Consider the following 21,333-nt stretch of genomic DNA (forward strand, 5'->3'; position numbering starts at 1 on the left):
CCTATCGCAGCAGCGCCAGCAATCGCATGAGCAGCGCGGCCGGCCACATCGGTCCGCTCGCCCGCACCGTGGCGGTGAGCAGGAGGAGCGCGATGCCGACGGCTACCGTCAGGATCGCGCGGCCGGTCCCGTCCAGCACTTTCCACATCTGACCCACATGGTCGACGATGGTGAAGAGGAAGACGAAGGCGGTCAGCCACAGCATGCCCGGGAAGCTGCGGTTGAACAGCTTAAGCAAGCCGACGGATACTGCGAGAGAGATCAGGACGAGGAGCCAGGCCGGGACATAGGCCGAGAGAGCCCATTGCAGCGCGACGCGGGGAAGGGCGACCATGGCAGCCGCGACCAGCCCCACGCCGAGAATCAGGACGGCGTAGAATAGAAGTACCGACATCGCCGCGGCAGCGTAGCGGCGACTGGTTGCGAAAGGTTGGACGGGAAGGAACAGGATGAGCGGGACCGATCGCCAGCGAACGCAGAGCACGTCGCCCTATGAGGCGAGCATCGGCTTCGCGCGCGCGGTCCGGGTGGGAAGTCGCATCCTCGTGTCCGGCACGGCGCCGGTCGAGGATGACGGTAGCTCGACCGACGGCGATGCCGAGGCGCAGGCCGAGCGCTGCTTCGCGGTCATCGTTCGCGCGATCGAGCAGTTGGGCGGCGCGGCGGAGGACGTGGTTCGCACCCGCATGCTGCTGATCGACGCCGCGGACGCCGACGCGGTCGGCCGCGCGCATGGCCGCTGGTTCGCCGACGTGCGCCCGACCGCGACGATGGTGGTGGTCGCGGGCCTGCTCCGCCCGGAGTGGCGGGTCGAGATCGAAGCGGAAGCGGAGGTGACGGCGTGAGGTGGCTGCTCGCCCTCCTCGCGCTCCTGAGCGTGCCCGCGGCGGCGCAGAAGCGGATCGCGCTGACGTTCGACGACGTGCCGCGTGGGAGAGGCGCGTTCCTGTCGCCGGATGAGCGTACCCGGCTGCTGATCGCCGGGCTGCGCCGGGCCGGCGTGCGACAGGCCGCGTTCTTCGTGAACTCGGGCAAGATGACCGATCCCGCCGCCGACCAGCGCCGCATCAACTCCTATGCTGCGGCGGGGCACGTGCTCGCGAACCACAGCGCGACGCACCCGGCGCTCTCGGATGTGACCCCGCAAGCGTACCTCGCCGACATCGATCGCGCCGAGCTGTGGCTCAGGACACAGAAGGGGCATCGCGCCTGGTTTCGCTACCCGTATCTGAACGAGGGGCGGAAGGATAAGGCGAAGCGCGACGCCGTGCGTGCGGGGCTCGCCGCACGGGGGCTCCGCAACGGCTATGTTACCGCGGACGGCTACGACTGGCATCTCGAGGCGCTGGCGGTGAAGGCGGTTGCGGACGGAAAGTCAATCGATCGCGCCGCTCTACGCAACCTCTATGTCGAGACGCAGGTCGGTGCCGCCGAGTTCGCCGACGCGCTCGCCCGCAAGGCGACCGGAGGGTCGCCCGCGCATGTCCTGCTGCTGCACGAGACCGACCTCGCCGCGCTCTACATCGGCGATCTCGTGGCGGCGCTGAAGTCGAAGGGCTGGCAGATCGTCACCGCCGATGCCGCCTATGCCGATCCGATCGCGGAGGAAGCGACGCGGTACGACACGCCGTCAGCGCAGGGAACGCTGACCGAGATGCTCGCGTGGGCGAAGGGCCTGCCCGCGCCGCGCTGGTACGAGCGCAACGACGAGGCGCTGCTGACCCGCCTGTTCGACGACCGCGTGCTGCACGCGCCCACACCCACCACGAGTGCCAAGCCATGACCGACCAGTTCGACCTGACCGACGACCAGCGCGAGGTGCAGGAACTCGCGCGGCGCTTCACCGCCGACCGGATCACGCCCTTCGCCGCCGAGTGGGACGAGCGGAGCCACTATCCGGTGGATGTCTGGAAGGCGGCGGGCGAGCTCGGCTTCGGCGCGATCTACGTGAGCGAAGACGCGGGCGGGATCGGGCTCGGACGGCTGGAGGCGGCGCTGATCATGGAGGCGATGGCCTACGGCTGCCCCGCCACCTCCGCCTTCATCTCGATCCACAACATGGCGGTGTGGATGATCGAGCGATTCGGCGGCGCGGAGCTCAAGGCCCGCTTCCTGCCCGAACTGGTCACGATGGCGAAGATCGGCAGCTACTGCCTGACCGAGCCGGGGTCGGGCTCCGACGCCGCGGCGCTGAAGGCGACCGCGCGGCGTGACGGCGACCACTACGTCCTTAACGGCACCAAGCAGTTCATCTCGGGTGCCGGCTACAACGACGTCTACGTCTGCATGGTCCGCACGGGGGAGGAGAAGTCGCGCGGCATCAGCTGCATCGTGTTGGAGAAGGATACGCCCGGCCTGTCGTTCGGTGCGCCGGAGAAGAAGCTCGGGTGGAATGCGTCACCGACCGCGCAGGTGATCTTCGAGGACTGCCGCGTGCCCGCCACCAACCTGGTCGGCGCGGAAGGTGAGGGCTTCCGGATCGCGATGTCGGGGCTGGACGGCGGGCGGCTCAACATCGGCGCCTGCTCGCTGGGCGGGGCGCAGCGGTGCCTGGACGAGTCGATCCGGTATACGAAGGAGCGGCAGCAGTTCGGGCAGCCGGTTGCCGAGTTCCAGAACACGCAGTTCACGCTCGCCGATATGGCGACCGACCTGGAAGCGGCGCGCGCGCTGCTCTATCTGGCGGCGGCGAAGGTGAACGCGAACGCGCCCGACAAGTCGCGCTTCTCGGCAATGGCGAAGCGGCTGGCGACCGACAATGGTTCGAGCATCGTCGATCGCGCGCTGCAGCTGCACGGCGGCTACGGCTACCTGCGCGACTACCCGATCGAGCGGTTCTGGCGCGACCTGCGCGTCCACTCGATTCTGGAAGGGACGAACCAGGTTATGCGGATGATCGTCGGGCGCGAGCTGGTGCGGCAATGACCGACGAGGTGTTGATCGAGGTCGAGGGCAAGATCGGGCGCATTCGGCTGAACCGGCCTAGGGCGCTCCATGCGCTGACTATGGACATGTGCCGTGCGATGCTCGCGGCAGTGCAGGCGTGGCGCGAGGAGACGAGCGTCGAGACGATCATCATCGACCATGCGGAGGGCCGCGGCTTCTGCGCCGGGGGTGACATTCGCGCGATCGCCGACAGCGCGCGGGGTGACGCGCGTCACGCGCGCGACTTCTTCCGCGTGGAATATCAACTAAACCACGCGCTGTTCACCTGCGCAAAGCCGATCGTCGCGGTCATGGACGGCATCGTGATGGGGGGCGGCGTCGGCATCTCCGCACCCGCTCGGTTCCGAGTGGCGACGGAGAACACGCGCTTCGCCATGCCCGAGACGGGGATCGGGCTGTTCCCCGACGTTGGCGGCGGCTGGTACCTGTCGCGCCTGCCGGGGCGGATGGGGGAGTATCTGGGGCTGACTGGCCACCGGCTGAACGGGGCGGAGTGCGTCGCGCTCGGGCTGGCGACCCACTACGTCGCGAGCGACGAGGTTCCCGGTCTGAGGCATCAGCTTGCCGAGCGTCCGAGTGAGATCGAGTCGATCCTCGACGGCTTGGCGACTCCCATCGGTGAGGCGTCCGTCCTCGCGCATCAGGCCGACATCGATCGCCTGTTCGCCGGCGAGACGGTCGAGGACATCATGGCCGCGCTGGCGGCGGACGGAAGCGCGTGGGCGGCGGAGCAGCAGGCGGTGCTCGCCGCCAAGTCGCCGCAGTCGCTGAAGGTTTCGCTGCGCGTCGTGCGCGAGGGCCGCGGCCGCGCGACCTTCGAAGACGAAATGGCGGCCGAGTACGGCGTCGTCTGCCACGTCGTCCAGCGCCTCGACTTCGTCGAGGGCGTCCGCGCGCTGATCGTCGACAAGGACAACCAGCCGCGCTGGGACCCGTCGACGCTGGAAGCGGTCAGCGAGCACCTGATCGACCGCATCTTCGAACCCCTGCCTGCTTCCGAGGAGTGGACCCCCGCATGACCGAGACCCTCATCGTCGAACGGCGCGACGCCGTGACGCTGGTGACGCTTAATCGCCCCAAGGCGCTAAACGCGCTGAACAGCCAGGTGCTTGCCGAACTGCTGGAGGTGACCCGCGCCTACGATGCGGACGCGGGTCAGGGCTGCATGGTCATCACCGGCAGCGAGAAGGCGTTCGCCGCCGGCGCCGACATCAAGGAGATGCAGGCGCAAGGCTTTGCGGACATGTATTCCCACGACTTCTTCGCCGGCTGGGATGCGTTCACCCGCACCCGCAAGCCGATCATCGCGGCTGTCGCCGGTTACGCGCTGGGCGGCGGCTGCGAGCTCGCGATGATGTGCGACTTCATCCTGGCGGCGGACACGGCGAAGTTCGGTCAGCCCGAGATCAAGCTGGCGGTGACGCCTGGCATGGGTGGGTCGCAGCGGCTCGCTCACGCTGTCGGCAAGGCGAAGGCGATGGAGATGTGCTTGACCGGCCGGATGATGGACGCGGCCGAAGCCGAACGCGCCGGTTTGGTCAGCCGCGTCGTGCCCGCCGGCGAGCTGGTCGAGGAAGCGGTAAAGACCGCCGCCACGGTCGCTGCGATGGCGCCGCTGGCGGTCAAGGCCAACAAGGAGATGGTCAACGCCGCATTCGACATGGGGCTGACGCAGGGCGTGCAGTTTGAACGCCGCCTGTTCCACGCCCTGTTCGGGACCGAGGACCAGAACGAGGGCATGGCGGCATTCGTCGAGAAGCGTGCCGGAAAGTGGACGGGGCGCTAGCGACATGGAGGATACTGCCCCCACACTGTTTTTGCGCGGCATCCTGATCGGAGGCGCGATCCTGGGCCTGATTGGCAGGTTGGTAAGCAGCAGGCGGGGTGGGTGATCGTCTTGGCCGTGTCGCTGCTTCTGACTGGCGCGGTTACCTTGATCAGCGCGCTTGATGCGGTGCCGATCTGGAGCCCTGGCTTCCTCACAATCGCCGTAGCTTGCGGGGTTCTATCGCTGATGACCGCGCCCGCCGGTACGGCAGTGGGTGCGATCATCCTCAAGTGGCGGCGTTCACGCAATACGGAGTATTGACATGGCACGGGTGGCGGTGATCGGCCTCGGCAACATGGGCGGCGGAATGGCGGCCAACCTGGCAGAGGCTGGGCACGACGTGCGCGCGTTCGACCTGTCGGCGGAAGCGCTGGAGCGCGCCAGAAGTGCAGGCTGCCTGCCCGCCGGGAGCGCGGCGGCGGCGTGCGAGGGCGTGGAAGCGGTGATAACCATGCTGCCCGCCGGGCGGCACGTGGAGGCGGTCTACACCGGCGAGGTGCTGGGTGCGGCGCCCTTATCCGCGATCCTGATCGACTCCTCGACGATAGACGTCGCGACCGCGCGCGGGGTGGGAGAGCTGGCGAGTGCGGCCGGCTACACCATGGTCGACGCGCCCGTGTCCGGCGGCATCGCGGCGGCTGCGGCGGGGACGCTCACCTTCATGGTCGGCGGCTCGGCGGCGGGGTTTGCGCGCGCCGAGCCGTTCCTGACCGACATGGGCAAGGCGGTGATCCACGCGGGGGCGAGCGGCAGCGGACAGGCGGCAAAGGTGTGCAACAACCTGCTGCTCGCCTCCTCCATGATCGCGACGTGCGAGGCGCTGACGCTGGCGGCGAAGCTCGGGCTCGATCCGCAGAAGTTCTACGACATCGCGAGCGTCAGCACGGGATCGTGCTGGTCGCTCAACGCCTACGCGCCGCTGCCGGGCGTCGGGCCCGTGACGCCGGCCGACAACGATTATCAGGGCGGCTTCGCGAGCGCGCTGATGCTGAAGGACTTGCGCCTCGCGCTCGACGCGGCGGCGAGCGTCGATGCCGACACGCCGCTGGGGGCCAGGGCGACCGAGCTCTACGACAGCTTTGTGGAGGCGGGGAACGGCGCGGTCGATTTTTCCGGGATCATCCGGATGCTGGATCGGCATTGATCGTCATGCCAGCGGAGGCTGGCATCCATGTCTGTTTCGCTCGCGCGCTAGGTCAGCCTATCTCACCAGCAGACATGGACGCCAGCCGTGTTTGGGGTGACGGCTAATTGGTAGCCGGGCACGACGTCCCCGCGCCGGCGACCAGATCGAGGCAGCGGCCGTCCATCTCCCCGGCGCGGACCGGCAGGCCGATGAGCCCCGCAAGGGTCGGGGCGATGTCCACCGTCTCGACCGAGAGCGGCTGCTCGAACGGCGTCATCCCCTTGCGCCAGAAAAGGATGGGCACGCGGCGGTCATAGTCCCAGAAGCTGCCGTGGGTCGCGACATACCCCTTCGACCCGTCGGCGATCGGTGTAACCCGGGGCTTAAGTGCGACCACAAACGCACCGGAGCGCTGCGGATTGTAGCCGGCGCGGGCGCGCTGGAGTAGCGTCCAGGTCTCGGGCGGGGTGGTCGGCACGGGCACGGCCATGATCTGCTCGGCGGTGAACACCGCCTCGACCTGGCGATGCGCGGCGAAGGCCTTCACGCCCTCCGCGATGACCTGCCGCCGCTGCGCTGCGGTAAGCCTGGGATCGACCCAGATGTCGCCAAAGCTGCCGCCCCACAGCAGCTGGCCCGAGAGGCCGAGCCGGGCAGCAATCCCCTCGCCGATCGTCTTGGCAGTGAGCGCCGGATCGACCCGCTCGGCGGTCGGCATCCCGTTCTCGCGGAGGCGTTCGGGCAGGTCCTGCCCGCCGTGATCGGCGGTGAGCGCGACGGCGTAGTCGATCCCCGACTGGTCAAGCACCGCGAAGAAGTCGCCCAGGTCACGGTCGAGCGAGAGCAGGTGGGTGCACATCTCGACACCCTCCGAGCCATAGGTATGGCCGACATAGTCGGTCGCGGACGCGCCGACCGAGATGATGTCGGGCGCGGTTCCTTGCCCGAGCTTCATGTCGCGGATCAGGCCGGCGGCGAGCGTCAGCGTCGCCCCGTCGAACTCGGGGGAAGCGCGGTACAGCCGCGCGTCGTTCCCGCCGCGTGCGAAATGGTGCGTGCCAACGGTCTTGCCGCCGCCCACGTCGATCGCCCGCTCACGCGCGGTGCAGACGGCGGGCACTGGCAGCGCCGGCGTGGGCGCGGCATAGCGGGTGCCGACCACTTCGTTCACTCGCGCGACTACCGGCGGCACCGCGCGCCCGGCGTAGGAGCGGTAGGCGTTCCCCTCCCACCACCAGAGCTCGTCGACGCGGTGACCGCCCATCATCACCGCCGCCCGGTCCTTGCCGGCGACCGAGACGACGCGGCTCGCCGGGTTGGCCGCCTTCATCCGCTCGCCGAGCGTCGGCACCAGCAGGTGCTTGTCCGACACCGTGTACTTGGACGAGGTCGAGCCCGAGACGCTCTCATCCTCCGCGCAGTAGACCGTCTTGTCGGTGCGGGTTGTCTTCAGGTCGATCCAGTCGTTCGCGATGATGCCGGTGCGCGCCGGGTGCATGCCGGTGGTGATCGTCGAGTGACCGGGACACGTCTCGGTCGCGGCGTGGCTCTGGTAGCCGCTCGGGAACACCGCACCGCCCTGCAGCCGCTTCAGCCCGCCGCTGAACTGCGCGCGGTACTCCGCGAACAGGTCGGCGGAGAACTGGTCGATGGAGATGACGACCAGCAGCCGGGGCGGGGGCGGCGGCGCGGCGGTCTGCGCCGCGGCAGGGGTCGCCGCGGCAAGGACGAGAGCGAGGGGAGCGAGCTTCACGCGGAGCCTCCGATCGGGCAAGGGAGATGCGCCGGTCGCTAGGCAAGCGGCGCGGCGGCGGCAAGGGACGCGCATGCGGCTGATCCATTTCGTGCTGATGACATTGGCGATGCTGCTGGTGCTGCCGGCGGCGGCGCAAGCGCCGGGCGAGCGCCACGTCGCGATCGAGCTGGTGCCGGAGACGGCGGTGCCGCGCGCGGGGGGCGAGGTCCAGCTCGCCTTTGTCTCGCGGCCGCAGCCGGGCTGGCACGGCTATTGGAAGAACCCGGGTGATGCGGGGGTGGAGACAACGGCGGCCTGGACGCTGCCGGCAGGCGTGACGGCCGAGCCGATCGCCTATCCGGTGCCGCACCGCCTGCTGATCGCCGGCCTGATGAACTACGTCTACGAGGGGCCGTTCACACAATTCGTCACGCTGAAGCTGGCGGCGGGGCTGGCGGCCGGCACGGCGCTGCCGGTGTCGGTCAAGCTCGACTACCTGGTCTGCACGAACGAGGTCTGCGTACCCGAGAGCGCGACGCTGCAAACAGCGCTGACGGTCGGCGACGGCGCGGTCGCGCCCGATCGTCGCGCGCAGTTCGACGAGTGGCGGCGCGCGCTGCCCAAGCCGCTCGGCAGCCCGGCGACCTATGCGGTCGAGAACGGGCTCCTGCGGATCGCGGTACCGTTCCCGGCGAGCGCCGACGCCGCCGACCCGTACTTCTTTCCGCTCACCGACGGCGTGCTAGACTATGCGGCGCCGCAGACCGTGACGCGCGAAGGCGACACGCTGCTGATCGAGACGGCCGCGAAGACCGGGCGACCGGCGCGCCTGGAAGGCGTGCTCGCGACCGGGGGGCGGGGCTTCGCGGTCGCGGCTGCTCCCGGCGTCGTCGCGTCGGCGAGCGGCGGCGGTGCAGCCGACCTTGGCACGCTGTTCCTTGCCCTCGGCGGAGCGGTGCTGGGTGGGCTGCTGCTCAACATCATGCCCTGCGTCTTCCCGATCCTGAGCCTCAAGGCGCTGAGCCTCGCCAAGGGCGGCGGCGCGGGCGCGCGGGGCGAGGCGGTGGCCTATACCGCGGGCGTGGTGCTGGTGTGCCTGGCGCTCGGCGCGGCGTTGCTGGCGCTCCGGGCGGGCGGGGCGAGTGTCGGCTGGGCATTCCAGCTGACCGACCCGCGCGTCATCTTCGTGCTGCTGCTGCTGGTCACCGCGATCGCCTTCAATCTTGCCGGGTTGTTCGAGCTTGCCGCGCCGGCCGCCGCCAACCGGCTGGCGGGGGAGGGTCGGGGCGGCGCGTTCGGGACTGGCGCGCTCGCGGCCTTCGTGGCGACGCCGTGTACCGGACCGTTCATGGGCGCGGCCATGGGTACCGCGCTGCTGCTGCCGTGGTGGGGGGCGCTTGCCGTGTTCGGCGGGCTGGGGCTCGGGCTTGCGCTGCCGTTTCTGCTCATCGGCTTCGTGCCCGCGCTCCGCCGCGCGCTGCCGAAGCCGGGCGCGTGGATGGCGACATTCCGCCATGTCTTGTCGATCCCGATGTTCGCGACCGCCCTTGCGCTCGCCTGGGTGCTGGGGCGGCAGGCGGGGGTAGACGGCATGACGCTCGGCCTCGCCGCCGCCGCGCTGCTCGCCGCCGGGTTGTGGTGGACGGGGGTGCGGCAGGGCCGCGGCCGGGGGGCTGCGTGGGTGCCCGGTGCCGTTGCCGCACTGCTGGCGCTGGCGGTCACGACGACGATTACCCGGGCGCCGGTGCAAGCGACCGAGGTCGCCGGCGGCGAGCGGTTCAGCGAGCAGCGGCTGGCCGAGCTGCAGGCCAGTGGACGGCCGGTCTTCGCCTATTTCACCGCCGACTGGTGCGTGACCTGCAAGGTCAACGAAAAGGCGGTGATCGAGACGGCGGACGTCCGCGCGGCGCTGAAGGGCGGCGAGGTTGCGACGCTCGTCGGCGACTGGACCGACGGCGATCCCGCGCTCGGCCGCTTCATCGAGCGGCACAACCGCGCGGGCGTTCCGCTCTACCTGTGGTACAAGCCGGGGAGCGCGACGCCGGAGGTCTTGCCTCAACTGCTGACCCGCGCGATGCTGATGGACCGAGCCGGGGGAAGCTGAAGGAGAGTCGCGATGCGCCTGTTCGCCGTTGTTCTCGCCACCACCGTCGCCGCGACGCCGCTCGCCGCGCAGCAGACGATCGGCCAGCCGGCCGGCAACTTCCGCCTGACCGATGTCAGCGGCAAGAACGTGTCGCTGGCCGACTATCGCGGCAGGCCGGTCGTGATCGAGTGGAACAATCCCGGCTGCCCGTTTGTGCAGAAGCACTACAACAGCGGCAACATGCAGAAGACGCAGGCGCAGGCGCGCGCCGGCGGCGCGGTGTGGCTGACGGTGAACTCGTCCGCGCCGGGCAAGCAGGGCCACATGACGCCGGCGGAGGCGCAGGCGTTCGTCGCGAGCGCCAAGGCAACGCCGACCAACTACCTGCTCGATCCCAAGGGTGTGGTCGGCAAGGGCTATGGCGCGAAGACCACGCCGCACCTCTACATCGTCGATGGCACGGGCAGGCTCGTCTACCAGGGCGGTATCGACGACAAGCCGACGTCTAACGCCTCGGACATCGCTGGCGCCCGCAACCATGTGCTGGCGGCGCTCGGCGAGATGAAGGCGGGCAAGCCGGTGTCGGTGGCCGAGACCCGGCCGTACGGCTGCTCGGTCAAATACGCCGAGTGACGCTGCTCGCAACGATCGTCCTTCTCGCGCCTGCGCTTGCCGCCGCCGCCGAAACCCCGGCGGCGGTCGAGCGGGCGATCGCCGGTGCGATGGAGGACAGCGCGGCGGGTTGGAACGCTGGCGACGTTGATCGCTTCATGAAGGTCTACTCGTCGCGCGCCGCGGCAAGCTTCGTCACGCGCGAGGGGCTGGTGCGCGGCAAGCCCGCAATGATCGAGCGCTATCGCGAGACCTACGACTTCGCCGACGCGGCGAAGCGCGGCCAACTGAGCTTCGCGCAGGCCGACTTCCGGATGCTGGGGTCCGGGCACGCGCTCTACGTTGCCCGCTACACGCTGAGCTACCCGAGCGCCAAGCCGGTGAGCGGCTACACCAGCCTGGTGTTCGCGCGCGAGGCGGGCGGGTGGAAGATCGTTGCCGATCACAGCAGCTGACGGCGGTCAATCGCGCGATTGGCGCTTGTGCAGCGCACAATCCTTGCCCACCATGCAACTTATGACGGACACGTTACTTTAGCCTGTAATGGCAGCGGGGCAGGCGTTCGACGAAATCCGCGGGCAGGACGGCCCTGACGCCATCCGCCCCGAGTTCGCCGCCCTCGGCGCCTGGCTGGACCGCACGCCGCAAGCCGACCTCGAACGCCGCCTCGAAGCGGCGGAGGCGACGTTCCGCCAGCTTGGCATCACCTTCGCCGTGTACGGCGACGCCGACGCGGCGGAGCGGATCATCCCCTTTGACATCGTGCCGCGGGTGTTCACCGCGTCGGAGTGGGCGGGCCTGAGCGAAGGACTGGTCCAGCGGGTCGATGCGATAAATGCCTTCCTGGACGACATCTATGGCGCGCGCGAGATCCTGCGCGCGGGCGTGCTGCCGGAGGAGCTGATCCTCGGCAATCCGCAGTTCCGCCCGGAAGTGGTCGGCACGCGCCCCCCGCACGGCATCTGGGCGCACATCTGCGGGATCGATTGCGTGCGGACCGGACCGGACGAGTTCTTCGTGCTGGAGGACAACGCGCGCACGCCGTCCGGGGTGTCGTACATGCTGGAGAATCGCGAGGCGATGATCCGGCTGTGCCCGGAGCTGTTCCGCGACTTCCGCGTGGCGGCGGTCGACAGCTATCCCGACATGCTGTTGGAGACGATGCGCTCGGTCGCGCCGGCGAGTGCCGGTGCGGAGCCGGTCTGCGTCGTGCTGACCCCCGGACACTTCAACTCCGCTTATTACGAGCACAGCTTCCTCGCCGACTCGATGGGGGTCGAGCTGGTCGAGGCGGCCGACCTGGTCGTCGACGACGACGTGGTCTGGATGCGGACGATCGGCGGGCGCGTGCGGGTCGACGTCATCTACCGAAGGATCGATGACGACTATCTCGATCCGTTGGTTTTCCGCCCGGATTCGCTGCTGGGTGTGCCCGGCATCATGGCGGCGTACCGTGCGGGTAACGTCGCGCTGATCAACGCGCCGGGGAACGGCATCGCCGACGACAAGGCGATCTACAGCTACATGCCCGAGATCGTCCGCTTCTACTCGGGCGCGGATGCCAAGCTGCCGAACGTGCAGACCTTTCGCTGCCGCGAGCCGGACGCGCTGCGCTACGTGCTCGACCATCTCGACCAGCTGGTGGTCAAGCTGGTCGACGGTTCCGGCGGGTACGGGATGCTGGTGGGCCCGACCGCGTCGAGTGCGGAGATAGAGGGGTTCCGCGCCGCGCTGATGGCGACGCCCGAGCGCTACATCGCGCAGCCGACGCTCGCGCTATCGACCGTGCCGACGCTGACCGAGCGCGGCCTGGCGCCGCGCCACGTCGACTTCCGCCCGTTCGTGCTGAGCGGGCGCGGGGGCGTGAAAGTAGTGCCGGGCGGCCTCACCCGCGTGGCGCTCAAGGAAGGGTCGCTGGTGGTCAATTCCAGCCAGGGCGGCGGTACCAAGGACAGCTTCGTACTGATGGGCGACGCCCCCGCGCAGCAGCAGACGCTCGGCGCCATGACGCAGCGGCAGGGATAGCGCGCCGTGCCGATGCTCTCCCGCACCGCCGCGTCGCTCTACTGGCTCGGCCGCTATGTCGAGCGGGCGGACTTCGTGGCGCGGCTGGTGGAGGCGACGATCCGGCTCGACGCGCTGTCGCCGCGTCCGGCGGGCGAGGCGGCCTGGGCCTCTGCGCTCTCGGTTACCTATTCCGATGACGGCTTCGCCGCGACGGGCGCCGAGACGGCGGCGATGGAGGTTGCGCGCTTCCTGACGCTCGACCCGGCCAACCCGGGGTCGATCGTTGCCTGCCTCGATGCGGCGCGCAACAACGCCAAGGCGGTGCGCACCGCGCTCACCCGCGATGCCTGGACTGCGATCAACCGGGCGTGGCTGATCTTCAACGGCCGCGGCAAGCCCGCGACCACCATGGAGACGCTGACCCTGGTCGAGGCGGTCAAGGCGGAGACCCGCGGGTTTGAGGGGGCGATTCACTGGATGATGCGCAACCAAGCGACGTGGTTCATCCGGCTGGGCGCCGCGATCGAGCGCGCGGACAACACCGCGCGGCTGCTCGACGTTAAATACCACCTGTTGCTGCCGAAGGGGGAGCGGGTCGGCGGCACCGTCGATCGCGACCAGTGGACCACCATCCTCCAGACCGTGTCGGCGGTCACCGCCTATCGCTGGCTGTATAGCGAGGGCCTGAAGCCCGCGCTGGTCATCGACCTGCTGACCACCCGCTTCGAGCTGCCGCGCAGCCTGGCGGGTTGCATCGAGGAGACGGTGGAGGTCATGACCCTGCTCGGCAAGCGCACCGGCCTGCACGGCGAGGCGGACCGGATGGCGCGCGCGCGGCTCGCGGCGATGCAGCGGACCCGCTCCGGCGACGTGATCGTGCGCGGGCTCCACGAGTATCTGACCGCGTTCATTCGCGAGAACGGACTGCTCCACGCCGCCATCGCCCGGCAGTTCCGTTTCTCATGAGGATCGCGGTCGACCATCGCACGCGGTATCGCTTCACCGAGCCGCAGGTGCGGCTGGTGCAGCTGCTACGGCTGACACCGCAGGACTCGATTGACCAGACCGTGGTCAACTGGCACATCGGCGTCGACTGCGACGCGCGGCTGCGCGAGGCGGTGGACGGCTTCGGCAATCGCACCACCATGCTCTACTGCGAGGGACCGATCGACGCGATCGAGATCACCGTCCACGGCGAGGTGCTGACCGCCGGGGACGCGGGTCTCGTCCGCGGCGTGATCGAGCCGCTGCCGCCGGCGCTGTTTCTTCGGGTGACCGACCGGACCCGCGCGTCCGCGGCGATGCGCGACTTCGCGCAGGAGATCGCGCCGGGCGAGGACAGGATCGCCCGGCTCCATGCGCTCAACAGCGCGCTCCACGCCCGCTTCGCGTGCCGTGAAGAGCGCAACGACACCGGGCTGAGTGCGGAGGCCGCGTTCCGGCGCGAGCACGCGAGCCCGCGCGATTTGGCCCACCTGCTGGTGGCCCTTGCCCGGGCGGAGGGCGTGCCGGCACGCTACGTGTCGGGCTATCACACCCGCGAGGACGGCGAGGGACACGCACCGCACGCCTGGGCGGAGGCCCATGTCGACGCGCTGGGATGGCTCGCCTTTGATCCGTCGCGCGGCCTGTCGAGCGATGAGCACTATGTCCGGGTGGCGGTGGCGCTGGATGCGGCGGGTGCGGCGCCGGTCGCGGGATCGCGGCTCGGCGAGGGGCGCGAGTGCCTGGACGTCGACGTGCAGGTCGCCGAGCTGGGGCGGCAGTAGACCCGCGCTCCACCACTCCGTTCGTGATGAGTAGCGACTGAGTAGCTGCGGAACGCAGCGTCGCGAAGGTCCGTATCGAAGCATGGCCGCACGAACCCGTACTTCGATACGCGCCTTCACCTTGGCTCAGTCGCTACTCAGCACGAACGGGGATGGGCTCAGCGAGCGGCTAAACCGCTAGACCAATTCGCGCATCCGCGGGGCATGATCCGGCACGATGTCGCTGTCCGGGTCGAACGCGCTCCAGCCATCGGGGCCGAGCACTTCGAGCGGGCGGTAGCGGGTCTTGTACGCCATCCGGTCCGACCCCTTCACCCAGTAACCCAGGTAGACATAGGCGAGACCCGCGGCGCGCGCGCGCAGGATATGATCCATGATGATGTAGTTGCCGAGCCCCGGGCGGCTGGTGTCGTCGGCATCGAAGAAGCTGTAGATCATCGACAGACCATCAGCCTGCTGGTCGGTGATGCACGCACCGACGAGGCGGCCGCGGCCGCCGTCGATCCCGGGCTCGCGGTACTCGATCACGAAGCTGTTGACCGGCGACTGCTCGACCATGTCGGCGTAGTCGCTCTCGTCCATCGCCGCCATGCCGCCGCCGGGATGACGTGCGGAGAGGTAGCGGCGGAGCAGCTGGAACTGCTCGCCCGTCGCCCAGGGTCGGCAGGCGTGCACCTCCAGGTCGGAATGGCGCTTCAACAGCTTGCGCTGGGTGGCGTTGGGGCGGAAGCCGTCGTTGACCACGCGGACGGAGACGCAGGCGGTGCACCCCGCGCAGGAGGGGCGGTAGGCGACCGACTGGCTGCGCCGAAAGCCGATCCGGCCGAGCGCGTCGTTCAGCTCGCTCGCGTGCTGCCCGTTCAGCTCGGTGAAGACCTTCCGCTCCTCCCGGCCCGGGAGGTAGGGGCAGGGCGAGGGGCTGGTGACGAAGAAGCGCGGGTAGCGGAAGGGTGCGGTCACGCGTCTGTCATCCCGGCTGGCGCCCCCTCGGCGCCGCATCCCGACGTTATGGGGGCAGGCGGCAGGGATGAAAAGCCGCTTTACCAAGAAAGAGAGTTAACGATTCACCGCTTCGTCGCAGGCGCGGGCCGGCAGCGGCGCACGGCCATTATCAGGCGAACGGCGTCGGGCGACCAGCGGCGGAACAACGGCTCGTCGCTGCCAGCGACCGGCTCGACTCAGGCGAGTTCGACCATGCTGACTTCGTAATGCTCGTGACGGAGCGCCGCGAGCAGCCGGTCGAGGTGGGCGCGGTCGCGGGTCTCGCACTCGACGTCGAGGCTCAGGCCTTTGGCGGGCAGGTTGGTGAAGATGCGCTGGTGCGACAGTTCCAGGATGTTGACGCGCTGCTCGTCGAAGATGCGCGCGACCTGGAACAGCGCGCCGGGACGATCCTGCAGGCGGATGCGCAGCCGCGCGAGCCGGCCCGACCGCGCGAGATCGCGCAGGAGGACGTTGGCAAGGAGGCGTGTGTCGATGTTGCCGCCGCAGATGACGATCCCGACCGTGCGTCCGCGGAACCGGTCGCGGAACGCGAGCAGCGCGGCGAGCCCGGCGGCACCAGCGCCCTCCGCCACCGTCTTCTCGATCTGGAGCAGCAGGCTGACCGCCTCCTCCAGCCGGCGCTCGCCGACCAGCACGACATCGTCGACCAGCGCCTCCACCACCTGCGCGGTGAGCGTGCCCGGCTGCTTGACCGCGATCCCCTCCGCCAGCGTGTCGCCGCTGCAGGCCATGCTGGTGCCGTGCAGCCGGTTGTACATGGAGGGGTAGAGCTCGGCCTGGACGCCCACGACCTGGATCTCGCGGGAGGCTGCGCGGGCGACCGTCGCCATCCCCGAAATGAGACCGCCGCCGCCGATCGGGACGACCAGCGTGTCGATCTCCGGCGCGTCCTCCAGCATCTCGAGCGCGACGGTGCCCTGCCCGGCGATGATTCGCGGATCGTCGAACGGATGGACGAAGGTCAGCCCGCGCTCCGCCTCCAGCGTGCGGGCGTGGGCGTAAGCGGCGTCATAGGTCTCGCCCTCCAGGATCACGGTCGCGCCGTGCCCTTCGGTCTGCATCACCTTAACCGTCGGGGTCAGACGCGGCATGACGATGGTCACGGGGATGCCTAGGCGGTTGCCGTGATAGGCGAGACCCTGCGCATGGTTGCCCGCCGATGCGGCGATCACGCCGGTCGCCGCGGTTGCGGGATCGAGCTGGAGCAGCGTGTTGAGCGCGCCGCGCTCCTTGTAGGCGGCGGTGAACTGCAGGTTCTCGAACTTGATCCACACGCTGGCGCCGGTCAGCGCCGACAGCGTCTTCGAGTGAAGCGTCGGCGTGCGCACCACGGAGCCGCGAATCCGCTCGGCCGCGGCCCGGACATCGGCTCGGCTGACGGGGAGCAGCGGCTGCTCGGGCGTGCGCGGTAGGGTGGCCATGGCCTAAGCGCCTATCGCATCCGGCGCACGGGGGGAAGTTAGGGCGCGGCGAAGGCGTCGCGGTAGGCGGGCTTCACGGCGGCGAGCAAGGCGGGCGTGATGGGGAAGGTGAGGTCGTAGCTTCCCTCCGCATAGGACCCGGCGACATAGGGACCGACCAGCAACCCGACCCGGTCGATCGCGCGTTTGCTGCGCGATCCAAGGATCAGCGTCGCCTCGTTCACCCGTGGGCACTCGTCGAACATGTCGCCCGACGCACGGTCGACCGGCTCACCGCGGCGCTTCGCGCGCTCCGCGTCGAGCGCCGTGCAGAAGTCAGCGCCGAGCGCCTCCTGGAGCGCCGCTTCCGACTGAAACAGCGCGGTCGGCTTTAGCCGTCGGCCCGCCGTCTTGTCCCACACCAGCGCGCCGAAGCCGGGCGAGCCGTGCGCGCCGCCCGTATAGTCGTTGGTCAGGGCCGACAGGCTGAGCAGTCGCGGCGTGTCGGCCACCACGCTCCAGGCGACGCTGGTCGTGTACTTGCGAAAGGGCGTGTCGTCCGCCTCCCGCTCCGCGCGAAAGGCCGCGCTCTCCTTTGCCACCTGCGCGCGCGCCCGGGCGCGATCGGCTTCGAACCAGGCGGCCAGACCGGGGATCGCGGCGGCGGCCGAGGGAAAGCTGTAGCTGAACTCGTAATCCTCGGTTTCTTCCGCCACGCTGGCTGTGACCGGCGACGGGCTGGGCGTCGGCGTTGGCGTTGGCAGCGGTGGCAGCGGCGTTTCCGCCACCACGTTCCCGTTCGGCGAGGCGTTGCCGCTCTCCCAGTCGGCGCTGCCGCAGCCGGCCAGGAGCAGCGTGGCGGTCAGGGCAGGCGGCAGTCGGCGCATGTCGTCCCTCGTCAAATCGGCGTGCGCACCATAAGGCAGCGACATGAACGTCCGTCAAATGCGTCGCCGCGCCCTGGCGCTCCTAGCCCCGATTTCCGTGCTCCTCGGCGCGAGCCCGGCGCTCGCCGACGCGCTGGTCGACAACGTCGACGGGGTGGCGCTCGACAAGCAGGGGCGGGTGGTGCGCTTCACCGGCATCCTGCTGACCCTGGACGGCAAGGTCACGCGGCTGCTGGCGCGCGGCGACAAGCGGCCGGAGCGGCTCGACTGGCGCGCGGACATGAAGGGGCGGGTGGCGATCCCCGGCATGATCGATGCCCACGGCCACGTCATGGACCTCGGCATCCGCGCGCTCAGCCTGGATCTGTTCACGACCAGGTCGCTCGCCGAGGCGACCAGCCGGGTCGCCGCTTTCGCCGCCGCCAACCCGCAGCGCCCCTGGATCCTGGGCGGCGGGTGGAACCAGGAAGTGTGGCAGCTCGGCCGCTTTCCGAGCGCGGCCGAGCTCGACGCTATCGTCGCCGACCGCCCCGTCTGGCTGGAGCGGGCGGACGGGCACGCCGGCTGGGCCAACAGCGCGGCGATGCGCGCGGCCGGCATCACGGCGAAGACGGTGGCACCAGCCGGCGGGCGCATCGAGAAGGGCGCGAACGGTCAGCCCTCCGGCGTGTTCGTGGACGGTGCGATGGAGCTGATCACCCGCCACATCCCGCAGCCGACACCGCGCGACCGCAACGCCGCATTCCTGAAGGCGCAGGAGGCGCTGCTCTCCGCCGGGATCACCGCCACCGCCGACATGGGAACCAAGGTCGAGGACTGGCTGACCTATCGTCGGATGGGCGACCAGGGTCTGCTGCGCGTCCGTATCATGGCCTACGCCGCCGGCGTCGACCCGGCGATTGCGATCGGCGGCACCCAGCCGACGCCGTGGCTCTACGCCGACAAGCTCCGCATGGGCGGCATCAAGCTCTACAGCGACGGCGCGCTCGGCTCGCGGGGTGCGTGGTTGAAGGCGCCCTATGCGGACGCCCCGGGCAACACCGGGCTGCCGTTCCTCAAGGACGATCAGCTGCTCAACCTGATGAGCCGGGGCGCGATGGACGGGTTCCAGATCGCGGTGCACGCGATCGGTGATCGCGCCAACCAGCAGGTGCTTGACGCCGTCGACGAGCTTGCCGTGACCTACAAGGGCGACCGGCGCTGGCGGATCGAGCACGCGCAGGTGGTCGACCCGGCCGACCTGCCGCGCTTCGGCAGGAACGGCGTGATTGCCTCGATGCAGCCGATCCATGAGGCAAGCGACTGGCGGATGGCGGAGGCGCGGCTGGGCGCGGCGCGGCTGACCGGCAGCTATGCCTGGGCGTCGATGCTGCGCGTCGGCAGCCGCCTCGCCTTCGGGTCCGACTATCCGGTCGAGAACCCCAACCCGTTCGTCAACTGGGCGACCGCGATCACCCGCGAGGATGCGAGCGGGCAGCCGTTCGGCGGCTGGCACCCGGAAGAGCGGGTCAGCCGCGAACAGGCGTGGCGCGCCTTCACCAGCGATGCCGCCTATGCCGGCTTTGCGGAGGATCGCTTCGGTACCTTGGCGCCGGGGCAGCGCGCCGACTTCCTGATCGTCGACCGCGATCCCACAATGGCGAGCCCGGTCGAGCTGCGTCAGCTGCGGGTGCTGGAAACCTGGGTCGGCGGCGAGAAGGTATGGGAGCGCCGCTGAAGCCCCGTCGGGTTCACGCCGCGAGCTGGAGATAGCCGGGGCGGAAGTCGCCGGCGTGGCGCAGCCGCTCCCAGTCGATGATCGTCACGCGCTGCTTGGCGAGCGCGATCAGCTTGTCGCCGCGCAGACCCTGGAGCACGCGGTTGACGTGGACGGACGTGAGCCCGGTGCTGTCGCCGAGCTGCTCCTGCGTCAGCGGCATGACGTAGTCGGCACCGCAGCTGACGCCCAGGTCTCGCTGCCGGGCGGCGATCTCGCAGATCAGGTGGCTGATCCGCCCGCGTGCACTGCGTCGCCCGACGTTGGTCAGCCACTCGCCAAGCATTGCGGCGTTACGCGCGGTCAGCCGCCACAAGGCGGCGGCGATGGCCGGGTGGTCGTGCGCCAGCGCGCACAGGTCGTCGCGCGACAGGTCGGCGGTGACGATGGGGGTGAGCGCCTGGACGTTACACTGTGCGTCGCTGCCCGAGCAGCCGGCGATGTCGAGGGGATCGCCCTCCATGTGGAGCGCGAGCACCGCGCGCGCGCCATCGGAGCAGACCTTGGAGGAGAAGGCGTAGCCTGACAGAAGAATGTTGCAGCGATGCGGACGATCGCCCTCCCGCACCACGAAGCCGCCCCGCTCCATCCGTCGGAGACGAAATGGCAGGGAGCGCACTGCCCGCCGGTCCGCCAAGCCGAGCGTCTCACCCAAGTGTAGCTTGTCGATGAAAGCGTCGAGCGAGTGCGATTCCGTCATGATCTTCCCTTCGCTTCGGGACGAAGGAAGACATCCCTCGGCCACCTGTGCCCAAGGCAAATTCCGGCGACTAACAAGCCAACGTTTGTACGGTAGCGATCGTTCAACCTAGACGAGCTTTTATCTTCCTAATCTATGTCAGGAGAAGGTGCGACGGTTCAGTGGCAGTTCACGGCTCCGTCGGTTGCGAAGAAGGTGAGGCTGAACAGCGTGAGATCGTTCGCGTCGGTGACGCGGAGCACCCATTTGGTGCCGTCCCAGGCGGTGTCGGGCTGATCGGAGAGCAGGTGTCCGGCGAATTGCACGGCCTCGCGCTTGGCGGCATGGATGTCGGCGAGCTCGGTGCCCTGCAGGTCGACAAAGGTCTGACCGTCACGGATATAAAAGAAATAGCGGAGCATCGGCACTGCTCCTGATCAGGGCGAGGCGGGAACACGCTCACTTTCAGCCGCAGGCGCCTTGGAGCGGAACTCAGCCTGCAAAGGCGCGCTCCAGCACGCTTGATCCAGATCAAGCAGTCAGTTCTGACTAAAGAATGTTAGTTCAACCAACATTGGTACGCTACCGATGCTGCGCGAACGGAAAGGGGCCGCCGTCCCGAGTGGACAGCGGCCCCTTACCTGCGCTTTCGCGCGGTTCGTCAGGCGACGGCTACGGCAACCGGGCTCGTCGTTGCGCCGGCCTCGTCGGGCTCGCGCAGCACATAGCCGCGGCCCCAGACCGTCTCGATGTAGTTATCGCCGTCACACGCCATGCTGAGCTTCTTGCGCAGCTTGCAGATGAACACGTCGATGATCTTCAGCTCGGGCTCGTCCATGCCGCCGTAGAGGTGGTTGAGGAACATCTCCTTGGTGAGCGTCGTGCCCTTGCGGAGCGAAAGCAGCTCCAGCATCGCATATTCCTTGCCGGTCAGGTGGACGCGGGCACCGTCGACCTCGACGGTCTTGGCATCCAGGTTGACCGCCAGCTTGCCGGTCTTGATCACCGACTGCGAATGGCCCTTCGACCGACGGACAACGGCGTGGATGCGCGCGGTCAGCTCTTCGCGGTGGAACGGCTTGGTGACGTAATCGTCGGCGCCGAAGCCGAACGAGCGCACCTTTGAGTCCATCTCGTTGATGCCCGACAGGATCAGCACCGGCGTCTGAACGCGAGCGACGCGCAGCTTCTTCAGCACGTCATAGCCGTGCATGTCCGGCAGGTTCAGGTCGAGCAGGATGATGTCGTAGTCGTAGAGCTTGCCGAGGTCCAAGCCCTCTTCGCCCAGGTCCGTCGTGTAGACGTTAAAGCCCTCGGTCGTGAGCATCAGCTCGATCGCCTTGGCGGTGGTCGGCTCGTCCTCGATCAACAGCACGCGCATGTGGCATTCCCCTTGCCGGCAACGCCCATGCGACCCCCTCTGGCCACCGAACGTCCAAGCGAACTTACGCTAAGCACCTCTGAAGGCAAAAGGTTAATTAGTCGCTAAGCCGGCAT

The 21,333-nt window shown here is 69.1% G+C and carries 22 protein-coding genes; 14 read left to right on the plus strand and 8 right to left on the minus strand.

The genetic code is table 11. The annotated features are described in order from the left end of the window. Position 1: 1 nt before the first annotated feature. Positions 2–394 carry a hypothetical protein gene (locus CRO12_RS12515; RefSeq protein ID WP_144033607.1) on the minus strand — a complete coding sequence of 131 codons (393 nt, stop codon included), beginning with the start codon at positions 392–394 and terminating at the stop codon, positions 2–4. Positions 395–449: 55 nt separating this feature from the next. On the opposite strand from CRO12_RS12515, the gene CRO12_RS12520 reads away from it, so the two are divergent. The 7 genes from CRO12_RS12520 to mmsB all read left to right on the plus strand — a co-directional run bounded on the left by CRO12_RS12520 (position 450) and on the right by mmsB (position 5,918). Next, positions 450–845, plus strand: a complete 396-nt coding sequence (locus CRO12_RS12520) for a RidA family protein (protein ID WP_097064424.1) — start codon at positions 450–452, stop codon at positions 843–845. After that, entirely contained in the window at positions 842–1,783 is a 942-nt protein-coding gene (locus tag CRO12_RS12525; RefSeq protein ID WP_097064425.1) for a polysaccharide deacetylase family protein, read from the plus strand. Before CRO12_RS12520 ends, CRO12_RS12525 begins: the two co-directional genes overlap by 4 nt. Next, complete coding sequence (locus CRO12_RS12530; RefSeq protein ID WP_097064426.1) at positions 1,780–2,925, plus strand: acyl-CoA dehydrogenase family protein; 1,146 nt, start codon at positions 1,780–1,782, stop codon at positions 2,923–2,925. The genes CRO12_RS12525 and CRO12_RS12530 overlap by 4 nt, the downstream gene beginning before the upstream one ends. Then, complete coding sequence (locus CRO12_RS12535) at positions 2,922–3,965, plus strand: enoyl-CoA hydratase/isomerase family protein (RefSeq protein WP_097064427.1); 1,044 nt, start codon at positions 2,922–2,924, stop codon at positions 3,963–3,965. Before CRO12_RS12530 ends, CRO12_RS12535 begins: the two co-directional genes overlap by 4 nt. Beyond that, positions 3,962–4,732: an enoyl-CoA hydratase gene (locus tag CRO12_RS12540; protein ID WP_097065051.1), complete on the plus strand. Its 771-nt coding sequence runs from the start codon at positions 3,962–3,964 to the stop codon at positions 4,730–4,732. Before CRO12_RS12535 ends, CRO12_RS12540 begins: the two co-directional genes overlap by 4 nt. Positions 4,733–4,834: 102 nt before the next feature. Continuing rightward, the gene (locus tag CRO12_RS12545) at positions 4,835–5,035 is read left to right on the plus strand and encodes a hypothetical protein (RefSeq protein WP_097064428.1); all 201 of its coding nucleotides are present in this window, start codon (positions 4,835–4,837) and stop codon (positions 5,033–5,035) included. A gap of 1 nt (position 5,036) precedes the next feature. Further along, a complete protein-coding gene (gene mmsB / locus CRO12_RS12550) occupies positions 5,037–5,918 on the plus strand; it encodes a 3-hydroxyisobutyrate dehydrogenase (RefSeq protein ID WP_097064429.1) in 882 nt (293 codons plus the stop codon). Between the two features lie 103 nt (positions 5,919–6,021). Here mmsB and CRO12_RS12555 read toward each other — a convergent pair whose 3' ends face one another. Further along, the gene (locus CRO12_RS12555; RefSeq protein WP_245858495.1) at positions 6,022–7,653 is read right to left on the minus strand and encodes an alkaline phosphatase family protein; all 1,632 of its coding nucleotides are present in this window, start codon (positions 7,651–7,653) and stop codon (positions 6,022–6,024) included. Between the two features lie 73 nt (positions 7,654–7,726). Here CRO12_RS12555 and CRO12_RS12560 point away from each other — a divergent pair, with 73 nt between their 5' ends. From CRO12_RS12560 to CRO12_RS12585, 6 genes are all read left to right on the plus strand, one after another. Beyond that, a complete protein-coding gene (locus CRO12_RS12560; RefSeq protein ID WP_097064431.1) occupies positions 7,727–9,739 on the plus strand; it encodes a protein-disulfide reductase DsbD family protein in 2,013 nt (670 codons plus the stop codon). Between the two features lie 12 nt (positions 9,740–9,751). Next, a complete protein-coding gene (locus tag CRO12_RS12565; protein WP_097064432.1) occupies positions 9,752–10,354 on the plus strand; it encodes a thioredoxin family protein in 603 nt (200 codons plus the stop codon). Continuing rightward, on the plus strand, positions 10,351–10,788 hold the full coding sequence (locus tag CRO12_RS12570) for a YybH family protein (RefSeq protein WP_245858498.1): 438 nt from the start codon (positions 10,351–10,353) through the stop codon (positions 10,786–10,788). Before CRO12_RS12565 ends, CRO12_RS12570 begins: the two co-directional genes overlap by 4 nt. 88 nt (positions 10,789–10,876) lie before the next feature. Continuing rightward, positions 10,877–12,358: a circularly permuted type 2 ATP-grasp protein gene (locus CRO12_RS12575; protein ID WP_097064433.1), complete on the plus strand. Its 1,482-nt coding sequence runs from the start codon at positions 10,877–10,879 to the stop codon at positions 12,356–12,358. Between the two features lie 12 nt (positions 12,359–12,370). Beyond that, a complete protein-coding gene (locus tag CRO12_RS12580; protein WP_097065053.1) occupies positions 12,371–13,306 on the plus strand; it encodes an alpha-E domain-containing protein in 936 nt (311 codons plus the stop codon). After that, positions 13,303–14,109 carry a transglutaminase family protein gene (locus CRO12_RS12585; protein ID WP_097064434.1) on the plus strand — a complete coding sequence of 269 codons (807 nt, stop codon included), beginning with the start codon at positions 13,303–13,305 and terminating at the stop codon, positions 14,107–14,109. The genes CRO12_RS12580 and CRO12_RS12585 overlap by 4 nt, the downstream gene beginning before the upstream one ends. Positions 14,110–14,286: 177 nt before the next feature. On the opposite strand, the gene CRO12_RS12590 is transcribed toward CRO12_RS12585, so the two are convergent. The 3 genes from CRO12_RS12590 to CRO12_RS12600 form a co-directional block, all read right to left on the minus strand. After that, positions 14,287–15,069: an arginyltransferase gene (locus tag CRO12_RS12590; protein ID WP_097064435.1), complete on the minus strand. Its 783-nt coding sequence runs from the start codon at positions 15,067–15,069 to the stop codon at positions 14,287–14,289. A gap of 218 nt (positions 15,070–15,287) precedes the next feature. Continuing rightward, a complete protein-coding gene (locus tag CRO12_RS12595) occupies positions 15,288–16,535 on the minus strand; it encodes a threonine ammonia-lyase (RefSeq protein WP_097064436.1) in 1,248 nt (415 codons plus the stop codon). Positions 16,536–16,573: 38 nt separating this feature from the next. Then, the gene (locus CRO12_RS12600; RefSeq protein ID WP_179641024.1) at positions 16,574–17,401 is read right to left on the minus strand and encodes a DUF4163 domain-containing protein; all 828 of its coding nucleotides are present in this window, start codon (positions 17,399–17,401) and stop codon (positions 16,574–16,576) included. A gap of 43 nt (positions 17,402–17,444) precedes the next feature. Here CRO12_RS12600 and CRO12_RS12605 point away from each other — a divergent pair, with 43 nt between their 5' ends. After that, positions 17,445–19,118 carry an amidohydrolase gene (locus CRO12_RS12605; RefSeq protein WP_425443025.1) on the plus strand — a complete coding sequence of 558 codons (1,674 nt, stop codon included), beginning with the start codon at positions 17,445–17,447 and terminating at the stop codon, positions 19,116–19,118. 13 nt (positions 19,119–19,131) lie between these two features. On the opposite strand, the gene CRO12_RS12610 is transcribed toward CRO12_RS12605, so the two are convergent. The 3 genes from CRO12_RS12610 to ctrA form a co-directional block, all read right to left on the minus strand. Continuing rightward, positions 19,132–19,857 carry a Crp/Fnr family transcriptional regulator gene (locus tag CRO12_RS12610; RefSeq protein ID WP_097064439.1) on the minus strand — a complete coding sequence of 242 codons (726 nt, stop codon included), beginning with the start codon at positions 19,855–19,857 and terminating at the stop codon, positions 19,132–19,134. A 158-nt stretch (positions 19,858–20,015) separates the two neighbouring features. Beyond that, positions 20,016–20,258, minus strand: coding sequence for a DUF6894 family protein (locus CRO12_RS12615; protein WP_097064440.1), 243 nt, complete (start codon positions 20,256–20,258; stop codon positions 20,016–20,018). 239 nt (positions 20,259–20,497) lie between these two features. Then, entirely contained in the window at positions 20,498–21,217 is a 720-nt protein-coding gene (gene ctrA, locus CRO12_RS12620; RefSeq protein WP_097064441.1) for a response regulator transcription factor CtrA, read from the minus strand. Between the last annotated feature and the right edge of the window lie 116 nt (positions 21,218–21,333).

This window comes from Sphingomonas guangdongensis, from assembly GCF_900199185.1.
In the GTDB taxonomy this organism is placed as follows: domain Bacteria; phylum Pseudomonadota; class Alphaproteobacteria; order Sphingomonadales; family Sphingomonadaceae; genus Sphingomonas; species Sphingomonas guangdongensis.